Source organism: Amycolatopsis sp. NPDC114503 (genome assembly GCF_055633655.1).
In genome coordinates, this window is sequence record NZ_JBVKDT010000001.1 from 1472843 (window position 1) to 1488642 (window position 15800).

A 15800-nucleotide genomic window follows, 5' to 3' on the forward strand; every position below is an offset into this window, starting at 1 on the left:
GGCCGCCTTGAGGGAATCAGATTCCCTCAAGGCGGCCCTCACGGACTTCTCAGCGACGAGACCCGTGCACCGAACGCCACGCTGGGGCGCTTCGGCCTCCGCCAAGGCGCGGCTCCGGTCGTCAACAAACCCCATCCCGCCAGCCTGCGGGGAAAATCACCTGCGTCAGCTTCGTTAGCGCAACTAAGCTGATAGCTCGTGACTTCAGAACCGGGGATACGCCCGCCCCGTACCGGGGCCCGCAAGCTCCTCGGCCGGATCGTCGTCGACACTCGTCCGCTCAGGATCCCGGCTTTTCGACGGCTGTGGATGTCCACCGCGGTCACCGCGGTCGGGTCGCAGCTCACCGCGGTGGCGGTGCCGAAGCAGGTCTTCGATATCACCGGATCGTCCGGTTACGTCGGGTTGACCGGTGCGGTCGCGCTCGTGCCGTTGCTCGTGTTCGGGCTCTGGGGCGGCGCGATCGCCGACGCCGTCGACCGGCGGAAGTTGCTCCTCGTCACCAACGTCGGCGTCGCGGTCACCTCCGCACTGCTGTGGCTCCAGGCGTTCGCCGGGATGCATTCGGTGTGGCTCGTGCTCGGGCTGCTCGCCGCGAACCAGGCGTTCTTCGCGATCAACATGCCCACTCGCGGCGCGGTCGTCGCGCGGCTGGTGCCCGCCTCGCTGCTGCCGTCGGCGAACGCGCTCAACACCACGATGGCCACGTTCGGCGCGGTGTTCGGACCGCTGTTCGGCGGGGCGCTGATCCCGGTGATCGGACTGTCCACTTTGTACTTGGTGGACGTCTGCGCACTGGCGATCACGTTGATCGCGGTGTGGCGGCTGCCCTCGATCCCGCCGCTCGGCGAGGGGACGCGCAAGGCGGGAATCGGCTCGGTCATCGACGGATTCCGTTATCTGGCCAAGCAAAAAGTGCTGCTGGCGTCGTTCGTCGTCGACATTATCGCGATGGTCGCCGGCATGCCGCGCGCGTTGATCCCGGAGATGGCCGAGCGGACGTTCGGCGACCCGCCCGGCGGCGGTCCGGCGCTCGGCATGCTTTACGCCGCGCTGCCCGCGGGCGCGATGCTGATCGGGTTGTTCTCCGGCTGGCTGCACCGGGTGCAGCGGCAGGGGGCCGCGGTCGTCATCGCGATCTGCTGCTGGGGCGCGGCGATGGCGGCGTTCGGGCTCGCGCATGCGCTGTGGCTGGCCGTGATCTTCATGGCGCTCGGCGGCGCGGCGGACATGGTCAGCTCGGTGTACCGGCAGGCGATCCTGCAGACCGCGACCACCGACGAGATGCGCGGACGGCTCCAGGGCGTGTTCACCGTGGTGGTCGCGGGCGGGCCGCGGATCGCCGACCTCACGCACGGCTGGTCCGCCGCGTCGTGGGGGACCAGGATCGCGGCGACCGGCGGTGGCCTGCTGGTGATCGTGTTGACGGTGGCCTCGCTGGCCGTCCTGCCCGGATTCTGGCGGTATCGGGCGCCGGTTGAAGAGGGCCACTGACGCTCGCGTTACTCCGATCGGAATAGCATGCCCGATATGCGTGCATATCCGATCGCTTTGTTGATCTCCGCCGCCGCTGTCCTGACCGCCTGCTCCTCCGGCGAGCAGAAAGCAGCCGCGCCGCCGCCCGCAACCAAGGCTCCGTCCTCCCAGCCCTCCTCGTCCGCGCCGGCCGGCAAGGCGTCGGACACCTGCGCCCTGCTGCCGTCCGACGACGTCAGCAAGGCGATCAAGATCCCCGGCATCACGTCGAAGGCCGGCCCCGCCCACGACAACCCGAGCAACGGCGGCAAGGCCACGAGCTGCGAATACCTCGTCGAGGGCAAGACCGCCGGCGCGCTCGCGGTGACCCGCTACGAGGGTCGCAAGGCCAAGGCCGCCGACATGATCGCCGCGATCAAGAAGGCCAAGCCGGGCGCGGTCGACGTGCCGGGCTTCCCGGACGGCGCGGTTTTCTACACCGACGAGCAGAAGACCGCCACGCTCGCCGCGGCCAAGGTGTCCAACGGGGTTCCGGTGCTGGTCAACTACACCGGACCGGTCAAGATGACCAAGGAAATGATGACCCCGCTCGTGCACACGGCGGTCGCCAAGGCCTGATCGGCCGACTTTCCTCACCTGTCCGGACAAGGCACACTAATCGCCCATGACGGACGTGAGCGAGGGCACCTCCCAAGCCGCCGAGCCGGCGCTGCTGCGGGTCATGGGACCGAAGCTGCTGCTGTTCTTCGTGGTCGGCGACATCATCGGCACCGGCGTGTGCGCGCTGACCGGGCAGGTCGCCGGACGCGTCGGCGGCGCGTTGTGGCTGCCGTTCCTGCTGGCGTTCGTGGTCGCGTTCATGACCGCGTTCAGCTATCTCGAACTGGTCGGCAAATACCCGCGCGCGGCCGGCGCGGCGCTGTATACGAACAAGGCGTTCGGGGTGCCGTTCCTGACCTTCATGGTCGCGTTCGCGGTGATGTGCTCCGGGATCACCTCGGCGTCGTCGGCGGCTGTCGCGTTCGGCGCGACCTATCTCGCGGCGTTCGTGAAGCTGCCGACGGTGCTGGTCGGCATCGCGTTCGTGGTGATGCTGGCGTTGATCAATTTCCGCGGCGTCGGCGAATCGGTGAAGGCCAACGTCGTCCTCACCTGCATCGAGCTGTCCGGTTTGCTGATCATCATCGGCGTCGGCGTGTGGGCGGTGCTGAACGGCGACGGCGAACCCTCCCGGCTGGTCGAGATCGACACCGCGGACAAGACGTGGCTGGTCGCCATCTCCTCGGCGACGTCGCTGGCGTTCTTCGCGATGGTGGGCTTCGAGGACTCGGTCAACATGGCCGAGGAATGCCATGACCCAGTACGGATTTTCCCGCGCGCGATGCTCTGGGGCATGGTCATCGCCGCGACGATCTACGTGCTGGTCTCGGTGACGTCCTCGCTGCTGGTCCCGGCTGCTGAGCTGGCCGGTGCGAAAAGCGACGCGCTGCTGAAGGTGCTCGACGTCGGCGCGCCCGGATTCCCGCGTGAAATTTTCTCCGCGATCGGCCTGTTCGCGGTGATCAATTCCGCCCTGATCAACATGCTGATGGCCAGCCGGTTGCTGTACGGCCTCGCGAACGAACGCGTTTTGCCGCCGGTATTCGGTCGCGTGCACCCGACACGCCGGACGCCCTGGGTGTCGATCATTTTCACCAGCGTCATCGCCATCGGTCTGGTGTCCTTTGTGGACATCAGTGCGCTCGGCGGCACGACCGCGTTGCTGCTGCTCGTGGTGTTCGCCATCGTCAACATCGCGCTTCTGGTGCTGCGCAAGGACAAAGTGCCGCACAAGCATTTCCGGGCGCCGACGGTGCTGCCGGTGCTGGCCGCGGTGTTCTGCCTGCACCTGGTCAGCCCGCTGTCCGGCCGCCCGGCGCAGGATTACCGGGTGGCCGGCATCCTGCTCGCCGTGGGCGTCCTGTTGTGGGTGGTGAACCTCCTGGTGAAGCGGGCGCTCAGCAGTGCGTCATCGCGGCCTGGAGCCACCAAGCGCTGAACCCGGCGATTTTCGCGTCGACCACCAGCGGGCGGTCGAGTCCGGCGGCGACCCGGGTCGCCACCTCGTCGAGGTCTTCCTTGGCGCGGACGGTGATTGCGTCACAGCCGTAACCGCGGGCGATGGCGGCGATGTCCGTGTCGGGGAAGGTGACTGTGTCGGCTGGATGTCCGCCGGGCTCGAAGAAATACACCTCGGCGCCGTAGGCGTGGTCGTTGTAGACGACGATCAGCATCGGCAGCTTCAGGCGTACGACGGTTTCCAGTTCGGCGATGCTCATCAGGAACCCGCCGTCGCCGCACGCCGCGACCGGGAAGCGGTCCGGCTGGGCGAGCGCCGCGCCGATCGCGGTGGCCAGTCCGAGGCCGATCGACTGGAACGCCTGGGTGAAGCAGAAGCCGTTCTCGTCGGGGACGTCGAGGTACATCGTGGGGTAGCCCATGAAGTTCCCCGAATCGACGCCGACGACCCGGTTGGCCGGAATGAGGTCGTCCAGCGCCGCGGACAGGGTGCGCGGGTCGATCACGTCGGCGGTTCCGGCGTCGTCGTGTTCGTTGTCGCGCCAGCGGATTTCCCGGGCGATCCGGGCTTTGAGCTCGCCGGTGCGGTATCCATTGTGGACACTGAGCTGTTCGGTCACCGCCAGCGCGGTACCGGCGACGTCACCGACGATGCCGAGATCGGCCGGCCGATTGCGGCCCAGTGCGGCGGATTCCAGATCGACCTGCACAAGCGTGGTTTCCGGCGAGAGCAGCCGTCCGTGCGCGGTGGTCCAGTCGTTGAGCGCCGAGCCCCAGCCGACGACGACGTCCGCACCCTGGATGAGTTCAGTCGTCAGCGGTGACGAAAATCCGCCAGACACCCCGATTGACCACGGCTCGCCGGTGAACAGTCCTTTCGCGACCGCGCCTTCGGCGAGCAGCGCTCCACAGCGGTCAGCCAGCGCGACCAGTTCCGTCCGGGCTGCTCGGGAACCGCGTCCACAAAGGAATACCGGACGCTCGGCCTTCTGCAGAATTGAAGCGAGCGCCTTCACCTCCGCCTCAGCGGCGCGCGGCTGAGGCAGTGGTTCGATAGCGGTCAGGCCGTCGAGAAGACCTTCCTCGAAAGGCTCGGCTTGCACGTCCAGCGGGAGTCGCAAAAGGACGGTCCGCCGGTCACGCCTTGCTTGAGTGAACGCCCGTCGCACGTCAGCCAGCGCGGTTTTCGCTGACCGCACCAGGATGCTGCCCGCTCCCACCGACCGGACGAGCGCGTCCTGGTCGATGTGGAAGTTCGACAGCGGATCCGTCGCCTCGCCGGTGACGATGACCAGCGGCGTTCGACTCTTCGCCGCTTCTCCGATCCCGGTGGCCGCGTTGCCCAATCCGCAGCCCTGATGCACCGACACCGCCGCGACCTCGCCGCTGCACCGCGCGTACGCGTCGGCCATCGTGGTCGCGCCGCCCTCGTGGCGGGCCGCGACAAACTCGGCCCCGCCCTGAATCAAGCCGTTGGTGAAGTGGAAATTCCCGCTCCCGACAACGCCGAACGCCTTGCGGACGCCGAACCGGGCCAACGCGATCCCGACGGCTTGCGCGACGTTCACGCCTGACCTCCCGGCACCACCGCGAGCACCCGCGCCGGACTGCCGGTGCCGCCGACGATCGGCAGCGGGCAGACCACGATGAGCGCACCGGACGGCGGCAGCGAGCCGAGATTCTGCAACGAGGTGATGCCGTACTTGTCCGCGCCGAGCAGGTGGTGGTGCGCGGGCATCGGCGGGTCGAGCGCGAAGCCGTTCCCGGCGTCGATGCCGACGGTTTCCACGCCGTAGCCGGCGATCGGCGTTTCCTCGGCGAGCCATTTCGCCGCCGCGGCCGAGATGCCGGGGGTGTGGCTGGCCCCGTCGGAGAAGTTGAGGAACGCGTCGCGGTCTTGCGCGTACTGGTCCCATCCGGAGTGCACGAGCAGCCAGCCGCCCGCGCGCAACGGACCGTGCTCGGCTTCCCAGGCCCGGATGTCGTCGATCTCCAGCAGGAAGTCCGGGTTGTCGGCGACGCGCGCGGAGATGTCGAGGACGTGCGCGGGCCCGATCAGCCTGCCGACCGGAAGCTCCGAAACGTCCGCGCCGTCGCGGTTGGAGATCCAGTGCCGCGGCGCGTCGAGGTGGGTGCCGATGTGCTCGCCGGTGTGGATGTTGTTGTGCCGCCACAACGGTCCGGAGTCGTCGAACTCGCTGACCGATTCGAGACTGAAGTCGATCAGGTTCGCGAACGGTTCGGGCAACTGCAGGGTCGGGGTGGCGGCGCTGAGCTTGTTGGTGAGGTCGACGACCCGCAGCCGGCCCTCGGCCAGCTGGGTCAGGAGCTGGTCGACCGCGGTTGCGGCGGGAGTGCTCATCGGTGCGTCCTCTCGGTCGCGGGGCGCGCTATTGCGGATCCTTGACGGTCGTTGACAGCGCGGAAGGCCATATCTACAGTACCGGTTTCAACAGCACTGACGGAATAGCTGCCGAAGATCAGTCAGGGTGAACACGGAGCCTCGACCAGGGCTTCCGGTGCCGCAAGGCCGCCGGGACGGAGCATCGACGCACGGTGCTCGCGCCGTTACGGTGGCGAACGGACCGGTCTCGCCCGCCAGTCAAGGAACGGAGTGTCGTGACCGACCAGCCCAGCCCGGCCGCTTTCCGGGCGCATTTCCCCGCCTTCGCGGACTCGGTGCACCTCGCGAGCTGCAGCCAGGGCGCGCTCTCGGACGCGCTGACCGCGGAGCTTTTCGAGTTCCAGCACACGATCCGCGAGCACGGGGCGCCGTGGGACAAGTGGATGGTGAAGGTCGCCGAGGCGCGGGCGTTGTTCGCTCAGCTGATTGGCGCGGACGCGGACGACATCGCCGTCGTGCCGTCGGCGTCCGAAGGGGCGTATCAGGTCGCGTCCACGCAGGCGTGGTCGCCGCGGACCGGAATCGTCACGACTGACCTGGAATTCCCGTCGCTGGGCCATGTTTGGCTGGCGCAGCAGGGCCGCGGTGCGGACATCCAGTTCGTTTCGCAGCACGACGGCCTGGTCGACACCGAGGATTACGCCGCGCTCATCACCGAGCAAACGCAGCTGGTATCCGTCCCATTGGTCAGTTACGCCAACGGTTTGCGGTTTCCGGTGCGCGAAGTCGCCGCACTGGCCCGGGAAAACGGTGCGCGGAGCTTTGTCGACGCCTACCAAGGGCTCGGCGTCGAGCCGGTCGACGTCGCCGAACTCGGCTGCGACTATCTCGTCAGCGGAAGCCTGAAGTACCTGCTCGGCATCTCCGGGATCGCGTTCCTCTATGTGCGGCCGGGATTGCACGACGAGGTCTCCCCGCCGCTGACCGGCTGGTTCGGCCGCACGAACCCGTTCGAATTCGACCCTCGGCACCTCGACTACCCCGAGCACGCCCGCCGATTCGAGACCGGGACACCGTCGATCCCGTCCGCGTACGGCGCGGTCGCCGGTCTGAAGCTGCTGCACCGGCTGGACGCGCATCGGGTGCGTGACCACATCGGAGGGTTGACCGGGCAGTTGCAGCAGCGGCTGCTGGACGCTGGGGAACAGCTCCGGTCCCCGCTGGAGGACGCGCGGCGCGGTCCGCTCGTCGCTTTGGCCGACCGGGATCCCGACGCGCTGGCGGCGTTCCTCGCCGGGCGGCGGATCGTGTGCAGTGCCCGCGGCGACGTGCTGCGGATGTCCTTGCACTACTACAACGTCGAGTCCGATCTCGACGCCGTCGTCGCGGCGATCGCCGAGTACCGGGCGAGCCAGTAGGGAGCAGACATGGCCGAGTCCCCGTCCCCGAACCGGTTGCAGCGGAGGCTGCGCGGCAGGCAGTTGACGATGATCGGAATCGGCGGGGCCATCGGCACCGGCCTTTTCCTCGGATCGAGCCTGGCGATCTCGCACGCGGGGCCGGGCGTCGTGCTCGCCTACGTCCTTTGTGGACTCGTCGCGCTGGCGATTTCCTGGGCGCTGGCGGAAATGGTGGTGGTGCACCCGGCCGCGGGCGCGTTCGGCAGCATCGCGCAGAAGTACCTCGGCGCGGGCAGCGGGTTCGTCGTGCGCTGGGCGTACTGGGCGATGCAAGTGATCGCGATCGGCGGCGAGACGATCGCGGCCGGCGTGTACGTCCAGTTCTGGTGGCCGCAGATCCCGCTGTGGGTGCCGGTCGCGGTGTTCTCGCTGCTGGTGATCGTCGTCAACGGCGCGGCGGTGCACATTTTCGGCGAGTTCGAGTACTGGTTCGCGATGATCAAGGTCTGCGCGATCCTGGTTTTCGTCGCGCTGGGCTTGATCCTCGTGTTCTTCGGCCTGCCGAAGGCGCCCGCTCCCGGTTTCACGAATCTCAGCGCGGGCGGCGGATTCCTGCCGAACGGCGTGTCCGGACTATTGCTGGCCATGGTGTTCGTCCTGTTCAGCTACATCGGCACCGAGGTCGTTTCGGTGACCGCGGCCGAATCCGAAAACCCGACCCGCGACATCCCGCGCGCGGCTCGGGCGATGGTGGTGCGGCTGGCGATTTTCTATGTCGCCGCAATGCTCATCGTCGTCTTGGTGGTGCCGTGGACCGTCACCGGCGAGGGCGGGTCTATCACCGCCAGCCCGTTCGTCCGCGTCTTCCAAGCCGCTGGGGTTCCGGCAGCGGCGACGATCATGAACTTCGTGGTCCTGACCGCCGCGTTGTCGAGCGCGAACACCAACCTCTACCTCACCACGCGCATGCTGCATTCCCTTGCCGAGCACCGATTCGCCCCGTCCTGGGCGGGACGGCTGACCAGGTCCGGAGTGCCGCGCAACGCGCTCGTGCTGTCCACCGCGGGCCTCGTAATCGCGACCATCCTGTCCAAGAATTCCGATTCGGGCGCGTATCTCGTGCTGTTCGGCATTTCGATCTTCGCCGCGCTCGTGGTGTGGATGATCATTCTGGTGACGCACTTGGCGTTCCGGATCCGCCGCCGACGGGCCGGTCTGCCGCCGTCGCCGGTGCGGTTGTGGGGCGCGCCGGTCGTGAACGTCGTGGTGATCGCTTTCCTTGCCACCGTCCTGATTTCGACGTTCTGGATCGAAGGTCTCGACCCGGCGTGGAAGTTCGGGATTCCGTTCTTCGTCCTGCTGGTGGTGGCTTACCTGGTGCTGAGGGCGACCGGGCGGACAAAGCAGGCCGCGGAAGCGGAATTGGAAGACTCTACGTTGGTCGAGGTGCGCGAAAAGGCGTAGTCACGGGGACAGGTGGGCGGCGAGTTCGGCCGCCGCCTCCTGCACCCGCACCGCGAAATCCGTGTCCTCGGGCTGATCGGACCATCGCTCGAACGCGGTTTGGAACACCGCGATGCCGACCTGGGCGAGCATCTTCGCGCTCGATTCGGTCGCGCCACGTTCCCGCAGTGCTTCGACGACTGCTGCGGTGATGGCGGCCAGTTTCGTGCGCTCACGTTCCTGCAGCTCCGGGCTGGACGCGATGATCGCGCGGCGTTGGGCGGCAGAAGAAACCAGGCCAGCGAACAAATCGCCTGCTTCGACCAGCGCGGCCAATAATGCTTGAAACGGCGGAAGTTCGGGGTCGGCGCGCCGGACGGCGTCGGCCATCGCGTCCGGGAGCATCTCCGACCCGGCGAACAGCACGTCGCGTTTGTCCGCGAAGTAACGCGAGAACGTGCGACGGGTCAGCCCGGCGCGCTCGGTGATCTGCGTGACCGTGGCGTTCTCGTAGCCGTGCTCAGCGAACAGCTCCAGCGCGGCCGCGCGGAGCCGCTCTTTGGCTTCTGGATCCCAGCGCGGCATGTGGAGATCTTAACAGTGATGACTCAGTGGGCCATCACTGCTACTGTTGATGTCTCACTGAGTCATCAACTTTGAGGGGACCGATCATGTCTTTGGTTGACCAGCGGGTCGTCGTCATCGGCGGCAGCTCGGGCATGGGATTGGCGACCGCGCGGGCCGCGGCGGACGCGGGCGCGTCCGTCACGATCGCGTCGAGCAGCAAGGAACGGCTGGACGCGGCGCTCGCCGAACTGCCGGATGCCTGCGAAGGATTCGTCACCGACGTACGCGACGACGCGAACATCGCGGCGCTGTTCGAGCACGTCGGCGAACTGGACCATCTCGTGTACACCGCAGGTGACGCGCTCGATCAGCGGCCTTTGGCGGACCTGCCGCTCGACGAGGCCAGGAGCCGGTCCGACGTCCGCTACTGGGGCGTGGTCGCCGCGGTCAAGCACGCCGCGCCCCGGTTTCGGCCGGGTGGTTCGATCGTGCTGACGTCCGGGATCATCGGCGTCCGCCCGATGCCCGGCGCGGCGCTCGCGGCTGCTTCGATCGGCGCGATCGAGGGATTGGCCCGTGGCCTGGCCGTCGAGCTGGCCCCGGTCCGCGTCAACACGGTTCGGCCGGGCCCGATCCGCACGCCGATGTGGGACGGCCTTCCGCAACCCCAGCTGGACGCGATGGTCGCCGCGTTCACCGAACGGACGCTGACCAAGGCGGTCGGCAAGGCCGAGCAGATCGCGGCGACGAATGTGTACTTGATGGAGAACGGTTTCGTCACCGGCGAAGTGATCACTGTGGACGGAGGGTTTGTGCTTACGGGAAGCTGATCTGCTCTCCTGGCTTGAGCAGATGCAGCCGGTCCGCGAGGCCGGCCTGGGTGAAAGCCGGTCCGAGGGTGTCTGGGCCTTGGGTGAAATGCGCCCAATGCTCGAAGTGCAGCGGGACGACCTGACGCGCGTTGAGGATCCGGGCCGCCTCGGCTGCACCGTCGCTGGGCAGCGTGAGGTAGGCGTCGCCGACCAACGGAGTTTGCGCCCCGCCAGCGAACAGGACGGCGATGTCGATCCGGTCGAAGCGCTCGGCGATCTGCCGCACCACGTCGAGGGAAGCGTTGTCTCCGCTGACGTAAACGGTCGGCTGGCCTTCGCTTTCGAGCACGAAACCGGTGACTTCGCCGACGAGATGCTCGCTGCCGTCGGGCCCGTGCTGTGCGGGCACTCCGGTGATGCGGACGCCGCCGAGGTCGTGCGACTCCCAGTTGGCCAAGGCGCGAACGGGGTCGCCGATCCGCTCCCTCGCCGAGGCGGTGGACAGGACCAGCGGGGCGTCGAGGGCGTACTTTCGCCCCGCTGCGTCCAGGTTGTCCGGGTGCTGGTCGTGGGAAAGCAACACCGCGTCCACCTCGCCGACCTCGACGGCCGGGCCGACGGTCTTCGTCAACGAGCGGGTGCCGATCGGGTAGTCGCCGGGGGCGTCGAAGGTGGGGTCGGTGAGCAGGCGGATCCCGCCGTACTCGATGAGGGCGGTCGGGCCGCCGACGTACCGGATGCGCGTCATGCGAGTAGTCAACTCGGGGAGGGCTGCGAGGTATTCCGGCGCAGCGCCTGGAATTCGACCTGGCTGTGCGCGCTGAACACCGAGACCTCGTCCTGCTTCTCGCGGGCGAGGGCCTGCAACCGGGCGAGGTTGGCGCGGCGGGCGGATCCGTCCATCTGGTTGATCGCCTCGAACGCGCGCATGCCCGGCGGGCAGTGCGGGCTCACCGGGGCGACCTCGCCGTGGAAGAAGTACGCGTCGCCGGCGTGCAGGAGCCAGCCGTCGCCGGTGTCGACCGCGACGCCGGAGTGGCCGTGCGTGTGGCCGGGCAGCGGGACGAGCAGGATCTCCGGCGGCAGACCGCGCAGCGGCCGCACCGTGTCGAAGCCGAACCACTTTTCGCCGGCTTCGTCGTAGGTGCTCCACAGTGGACTGTGGGCGAATTGCTCGGCGCGGTACCGCGTTTTCTCCGGGAAGCTCTTCGGATTGTCTGCTGCCCGCCGCTCAGTGGTGCGGACATGCACTGTGGCGTCAGGGAAATCGGCCAGACCGCCGGCGTGGTCGACGTCGAGGTGAGTCATCACGATGTGCCGGACGTCGGCCGGGTCGTGGCCCAATGCTCGGATCTGCGCCACGGCGGTCTCTTCCATGGTCGGCTTCGCGCCGACCATCGCCATGAACGGACCGCCGAGCCAGCGCCGCGATTCGGTGACGCCACGGGTGCCGAAGCCGGTGTCGACCAGCACGAGCGAATCGGCGGTCTCGACCAGCAGGCAGTGCGCCACGATCGTGCTTCGCCGCAGCATTCCGGGGCGGCCGTCGAGCGCCTTGCCGCCGAGCGGGCGCATCGTGCCGCAGTTGAGGTGGTGCACCTTCATACCGTGCTCCTCTCGCTGAGCCGGACGAAATCGGTCAGGTCGTGCGAGGCGAACACGGTCACCTCGTCGACGTGGTCCCGGCGCAGCTCGCGCAACCGGCGCTGGTTCTCGCGCCGCGGCCCGGGCAGCGTCTGGACCCGCCGTTCGAACATAGCCAATCCTGGCGGGCAATAGGAATCGGTGTCGATCTCCTGGTGGAAGAAATACGCGTCGCCCGCGTTGAGCACCCAGCCGGATCCGGTGTCGACGGCCACCCCCGCGTGCCCGACGGTGTGCCCGGCGAGCGGCACGAGCGCGACGCCCTCGACTCCGTCGAGCTCGCGGACCGCTTCGAGGCCGAACCAGCTGTCGCCAGCGTCCGAATAGGACTTCCACTGTGGACCGTGGCGGAACTGGACGTCGCGGTAGCGCGGGTTTCCGGCGCGGTAGGCGTCGAGTTCCTTGCCGTAGACGTGCACGCGGGCCTGCGGGAAATCGACCAGGCCGCCCGCGTGGTCGAGATCGAGGTGGGTGAGGACGATGTCGCGAACGTCGGCGGGGTCGAAGCCCAGTGCGCGGATGCGGCTCAGCGCGGTTTCGCTTTCGTCCGTCATCGGGTTCGACGTCCGCAGGAAGCGCGGGCCGAGCCAGCGTGCCGCATCGGTGACGGTGGGCGAACCCATTCCGGTCTCGATCAGCGTCAGTCCGGTGCCGGTTTCCACCAGCATGCAGTGACACACAAGCGTGGCTCGGCGCAGCAATCCAGGTTTTCCGTCGACCAGTCTGCCGCCGATCGGACGCATGGTGCCGCAGTTGAAGTGGTGTACCCGCATTAGGCGAACTCCCGTTCGACGGTGGTGTGCAGATGAGCGGCGACGGCTTGCAGCGGCGCGGTATCCCGCCGAGTGCGCGCGAGCAGCAGTGCGCCTTCGATCGCGGAAAGCACGATGGTCGCCAGAGAATCCGCGCGGTCCTCGCGGAGACCGCGCTGGGTGAAGTAGGCGGAAATACCGCGCAGCCAGCCTTCGTAACCCTGGTCGCACGCGGCGCGGATCGGCTCGCTGTCGGCGGCTTCCAATGCGACTGTCGCGATTGGACATCCGCAGCGGAAGTCCGATTCGGACAGTGAGGCGGCCAGTGCGGCCACGATGAGGTCGATAGCGGTGGCCGGATCCGGTGCGGCAGCGGTGATTTCGCGGAACTGTCCGGCCAGCCGCTCCCCGGAAAGCCGTACCGCTTCGGCGGCCAGCTGTTCCTTGCCGCCGGGGAAATGGAAGTACAGCGAGCCCTTCGGGGCCCGGCTTTCGGACACGAGCTGCGTCATCCCGGTGGCGTGGTAGCCCTGGGTGCGAAACAGCTCAGCCGCCGATTCGAGCATCCGGCGGCGCGTGTCGGTGCGGTTGACCATGCGCCCACCGTAGCTCAAACTATGACGACCGGTCTAGTTAGTTTCGAGCCGTGCCCGCGCGGCGCGGCCGATCGGTAATCTCAGCGCCATGGCGAACCCCACCGGAGAGCAGTTCGAGATCACCCGCGGCAACGCGCGCGCCGTCATCACCGAGATCGGTGCCGGACTGCGCGCGTTCGAGATCAGCGGAGTGCCGTACGTCGAGACGTTCGCCGAGGACGAGAAACCGCCGAAGGGGCTCGGCCAGGTGCTGCTGCCGTGGCCGAACCGGACCAAGGGCGGCAAGTGGGAGTTCGAGGGCGAAGAGCAGCAGCTGGAGATCACCGAGGAAGCACGCGGGAACGCCATCCACGGCCTGACCCGGCACCTGGAGTGGGAGCTGCTGGAGCACGCCGAAACGTCGATCACGCTCGCCATCGACGTCGAGGCGCAGCCCGGCTGGCCGGTCCCGCTGCGCGCGACGATCACCTACGACCTGCAGCCGCGCGAACTCGTCATCACGCACGAGATCCGCAACGAGGGGGAGAAGCCGATCGGCGTCGGCGTCGGGACCCACCCGTACTTCCGGATCGGCGACGCGCCCACCGACGAACTGACCCTCACGCTGCCCGCGACGCGCGTCCGGCCGTACGAGGGCGATCAGCAGATGCCGTACGCGGACGAGCAGGACGTCGAGGGCACCGAATACGACTTCCGCCAGGGTCGCGTGCTGGAGGGCGTCGATCTGGACACCGCGTTCGGCGGGCTGGAGCTGGCCGCCGACGGCACCCACCACCACGTGCTGTCCCACGGCGACCGTCAGCTGGTGGTCTGGACCGGCCCGGACTTCCGCTGGGTGCAGGTGTTCACGCCGGACGACCTGACCGGCCGCGGCCGCGCGGTCGCGATCGAGCCGATGACCTGCCCGGCGGACGCGCTCAACACCCGCACCGACCTGATCGAACTGGAGCCGGCCACGTCGTGGACGGGCAGCTGGGGGATCCGGGTCCCGTGAAACTCGAGCTGCTGACCGACGCTGCCGCCGGTGAGTTGTTGACCCTCCAGCAGGCGGCGTACATCACCGAGGCGCGGGCGCACCAGAACTTCGACCTGCCGCCGTTGCTGGACACCCTCGACCACGTGCGCGCGGCCATCGCCGACCCGTCGATCACGGTCTGGGGTTTCCGCGACGGCGGCAGGCTGGTGGCGAGCGTGCGGATGCGTGTGGACGGTCCGGTCGGCGAGATCGGGCGGCTCGTGGTGGCACCGGATCGCCAAGGCGAGGGACTCGGTACCGCGCTGCTGGCGGCCGCGGAGGAGGCGACCCCGGCGGACGTGACGGTCTTCCGGCTGTTCACCGGCGAACGTTCGGCCGGACCGCTCTATTTGTACCGAAAGCTCGGTTACCGCGAGACGCATCGCTCGCCGGAAGCGGACTATCAGTTGGTGCACCTGGAAAAACCCCGGATGCGCGAACCCGGGTGAGTTCGTTAGCGTGTCAAACTATGGCTTACAAGGCGATTGTCGGGGGCTATGTGGTCCCCGTCGGCGCCGCTCCGATCGAGGGCGGCACTGTGCTCATCGAAGACGGCCGGATCACCCACGTCGGGGCTGAGGCCGACGTCGAGGTGCCGGAGGACGCGGAGCTGGTGGACGCGTCCGGCAGCTGGGTCCTGCCGGGATTCATCGACGCGCACGCGCACCTCGGCGTCCACGAGGACGGCGAGGGCTGGGCGGGCAACGACACCAACGAAATGACCGACCCGAACGGCGCGCGCTTCCGCGCGGTCGACGGGATCGACCCGTACGAACCGGGTTTCGACGACGCGCTGGCCGGCGGCGTCACGAGCGTGGTGATCAAACCGGGGTCGGGCAACCCGATCGGCGGGCAGACCATCGGCGTGAAGACGTGGGGCCGGTCCATTCTGGACATGGTCTTCGCCGAGCAGGTGAGCGTGAAGAGCGCGCTGGGCGAGAACCCGAAAAGGGTTTACGGCGAGAAGAAGGTCACGCCGTCGACGAGGCTCGGCGTCGCCGCGATCCTGCGCGAGGCGTTCACGAAGGCGCGCAACTACCAGGCGAAGCGCGACCACGCGCTGGCCGAGGGCAAGCCGTTCGAAACGGACCTGACCAACGAAACGCTGGCGAAGGTCCTGGACGGCGAGCTGTACTGGGACCAGCACGTGCACCGCGCCGACGACATGGTGACCGCGATCCGGCTCGCCGACGAGTTCGGCTACAAACTGGTGATCAACCACGGCACCGAAGGCCATCTGATCGCGGACCTGCTGGCCGAACGCGACGTCCCGGTCATCCTCGGCCCGCTGTTCACCACGAAGTCCAAGGTGGAACTGCGCAACCGAAGCCTCCGCTCGGCGGGAATCCTCGCGCGGGCCGGGGTCCGTATTTCCATCACCACTGATCACCCGGTCGTTCCCATCAACTTCCTGGTGTACCAAGCCGCTTTGGCGGTGAAGGACGGCCTGGACCCGGAGACCGCGCTGAAGGCACTGACGCTGCACCCGGCGCAGATGCTCGGCCTGGACGACCAGGTCGGCACGCTGACGCCCGGCCTGGACGCGGACGCGGTGCTGTGGTCGGGCGACCCGCTGGACGTGATGAACCGCGCGATGCGGGTGTTCGTGCGGGGCCAGGAGGTCTACCACTTCGACGAGGCGATCGGCGAGGGCGTGTCGAAGGATCGGCGGTATCGGGAAGCTCGCTGAACG

At 68.1% G+C, this 15800-nt stretch carries 16 protein-coding genes; 9 read left to right on the forward strand and 7 right to left on the reverse strand.

Annotation, left to right across the window (positions count from 1 at the left end; genetic code table 11):
• Positions 1–198: 198 nt before the first annotated feature.
• Genes ACZ7OI_RS07225 through ACZ7OI_RS07235 form a run of 3 tightly spaced genes read left to right on the forward strand, consistent with a single transcriptional unit; the run spans position 199 to position 3514 of the window.
• Positions 199–1494 carry an MFS transporter gene (locus ACZ7OI_RS07225; protein WP_470263233.1) on the forward strand — a complete coding sequence of 432 codons (1296 nt, stop codon included), beginning with the start codon at positions 199–201 and terminating at the stop codon, positions 1492–1494.
• Positions 1495–1530: 36 nt separating this feature from the next.
• Positions 1531–2094 carry a hypothetical protein gene (locus ACZ7OI_RS07230; protein WP_470263234.1) on the forward strand — a complete coding sequence of 188 codons (564 nt, stop codon included), beginning with the start codon at positions 1531–1533 and terminating at the stop codon, positions 2092–2094.
• 46 nt (positions 2095–2140) lie between these two features.
• Positions 2141–3514, forward strand: a complete 1374-nt coding sequence (locus ACZ7OI_RS07235) for an APC family permease (protein ID WP_470263235.1) — start codon at positions 2141–2143, stop codon at positions 3512–3514.
• On the opposite strand, the gene ACZ7OI_RS07240 is transcribed toward ACZ7OI_RS07235, so the two are convergent.
• Both ACZ7OI_RS07240 and ACZ7OI_RS07245 read right to left on the reverse strand, forming a co-directional pair.
• Positions 3474–5102 (reverse strand): thiamine pyrophosphate-binding protein, encoded by a 1629-nt coding sequence (locus ACZ7OI_RS07240; RefSeq protein WP_470263236.1) that lies wholly within the window; start codon positions 5100–5102, stop codon positions 3474–3476. The two genes, ACZ7OI_RS07235 and ACZ7OI_RS07240, sit on opposite strands and share 41 nt — an antisense overlap.
• Positions 5099–5896, reverse strand: coding sequence for a cyclase family protein (locus ACZ7OI_RS07245; protein WP_470263237.1), 798 nt, complete (start codon positions 5894–5896; stop codon positions 5099–5101). The genes ACZ7OI_RS07240 and ACZ7OI_RS07245 overlap by 4 nt, the downstream gene beginning before the upstream one ends.
• A gap of 257 nt (positions 5897–6153) precedes the next feature.
• On the opposite strand from ACZ7OI_RS07245, the gene ACZ7OI_RS07250 reads away from it, so the two are divergent.
• Both ACZ7OI_RS07250 and ACZ7OI_RS07255 read left to right on the forward strand, forming a co-directional pair.
• On the forward strand, positions 6154–7296 hold the full coding sequence (locus ACZ7OI_RS07250; protein WP_470263238.1) for an aminotransferase class V-fold PLP-dependent enzyme: 1143 nt from the start codon (positions 6154–6156) through the stop codon (positions 7294–7296).
• A 9-nt stretch (positions 7297–7305) separates the two neighbouring features.
• Positions 7306–8742, forward strand: a complete 1437-nt coding sequence (locus tag ACZ7OI_RS07255; protein WP_470263239.1) for an amino acid permease — start codon at positions 7306–7308, stop codon at positions 8740–8742.
• Here ACZ7OI_RS07255 and ACZ7OI_RS07260 read toward each other — a convergent pair whose 3' ends face one another.
• Complete coding sequence (locus ACZ7OI_RS07260; RefSeq protein WP_470263240.1) at positions 8743–9306, reverse strand: TetR family transcriptional regulator; 564 nt, start codon at positions 9304–9306, stop codon at positions 8743–8745.
• Positions 9307–9392: 86 nt separating this feature from the next.
• On the opposite strand from ACZ7OI_RS07260, the gene ACZ7OI_RS07265 reads away from it, so the two are divergent.
• A complete protein-coding gene (locus ACZ7OI_RS07265) occupies positions 9393–10118 on the forward strand; it encodes an SDR family oxidoreductase (RefSeq protein WP_470263241.1) in 726 nt (241 codons plus the stop codon).
• On the opposite strand, the gene ACZ7OI_RS07270 is transcribed toward ACZ7OI_RS07265, so the two are convergent.
• Genes ACZ7OI_RS07270 through ACZ7OI_RS07285 form a run of 4 tightly spaced genes read right to left on the reverse strand, consistent with a single transcriptional unit; the run spans position 10105 to position 13092 of the window.
• The gene (locus ACZ7OI_RS07270) at positions 10105–10848 is read right to left on the reverse strand and encodes an MBL fold metallo-hydrolase (RefSeq protein ID WP_470263242.1); all 744 of its coding nucleotides are present in this window, start codon (positions 10846–10848) and stop codon (positions 10105–10107) included. The genes ACZ7OI_RS07265 and ACZ7OI_RS07270 overlap by 14 nt on opposite strands.
• An 8-nt stretch (positions 10849–10856) precedes the next feature.
• Positions 10857–11705 carry an MBL fold metallo-hydrolase gene (locus tag ACZ7OI_RS07275; protein ID WP_470263243.1) on the reverse strand — a complete coding sequence of 283 codons (849 nt, stop codon included), beginning with the start codon at positions 11703–11705 and terminating at the stop codon, positions 10857–10859.
• The gene (locus tag ACZ7OI_RS07280) at positions 11702–12517 is read right to left on the reverse strand and encodes an MBL fold metallo-hydrolase (protein WP_470263244.1); all 816 of its coding nucleotides are present in this window, start codon (positions 12515–12517) and stop codon (positions 11702–11704) included. Before ACZ7OI_RS07280 ends, ACZ7OI_RS07275 begins: the two co-directional genes overlap by 4 nt.
• Positions 12517–13092 (reverse strand): TetR/AcrR family transcriptional regulator, encoded by a 576-nt coding sequence (locus ACZ7OI_RS07285; RefSeq protein ID WP_470263245.1) that lies wholly within the window; start codon positions 13090–13092, stop codon positions 12517–12519. Before ACZ7OI_RS07285 ends, ACZ7OI_RS07280 begins: the two co-directional genes overlap by 1 nt.
• Positions 13093–13180: 88 nt before the next feature.
• Here ACZ7OI_RS07285 and ACZ7OI_RS07290 point away from each other — a divergent pair, with 88 nt between their 5' ends.
• The 3 genes from ACZ7OI_RS07290 to ACZ7OI_RS07300 are packed head-to-tail and all read left to right on the forward strand — an operon-like array spanning position 13181 to position 15797.
• On the forward strand, positions 13181–14086 hold the full coding sequence (locus tag ACZ7OI_RS07290) for an aldose 1-epimerase family protein (RefSeq protein WP_470263246.1): 906 nt from the start codon (positions 13181–13183) through the stop codon (positions 14084–14086).
• Positions 14053–14556, forward strand: coding sequence for a GNAT family N-acetyltransferase (locus tag ACZ7OI_RS07295; RefSeq protein WP_470263247.1), 504 nt, complete (start codon positions 14053–14055; stop codon positions 14554–14556). Before ACZ7OI_RS07290 ends, ACZ7OI_RS07295 begins: the two co-directional genes overlap by 34 nt.
• A 20-nt stretch (positions 14557–14576) precedes the next feature.
• A complete protein-coding gene (locus ACZ7OI_RS07300) occupies positions 14577–15797 on the forward strand; it encodes an amidohydrolase (protein ID WP_470263248.1) in 1221 nt (406 codons plus the stop codon).
• Positions 15798–15800: the final 3 nt, after the last annotated feature.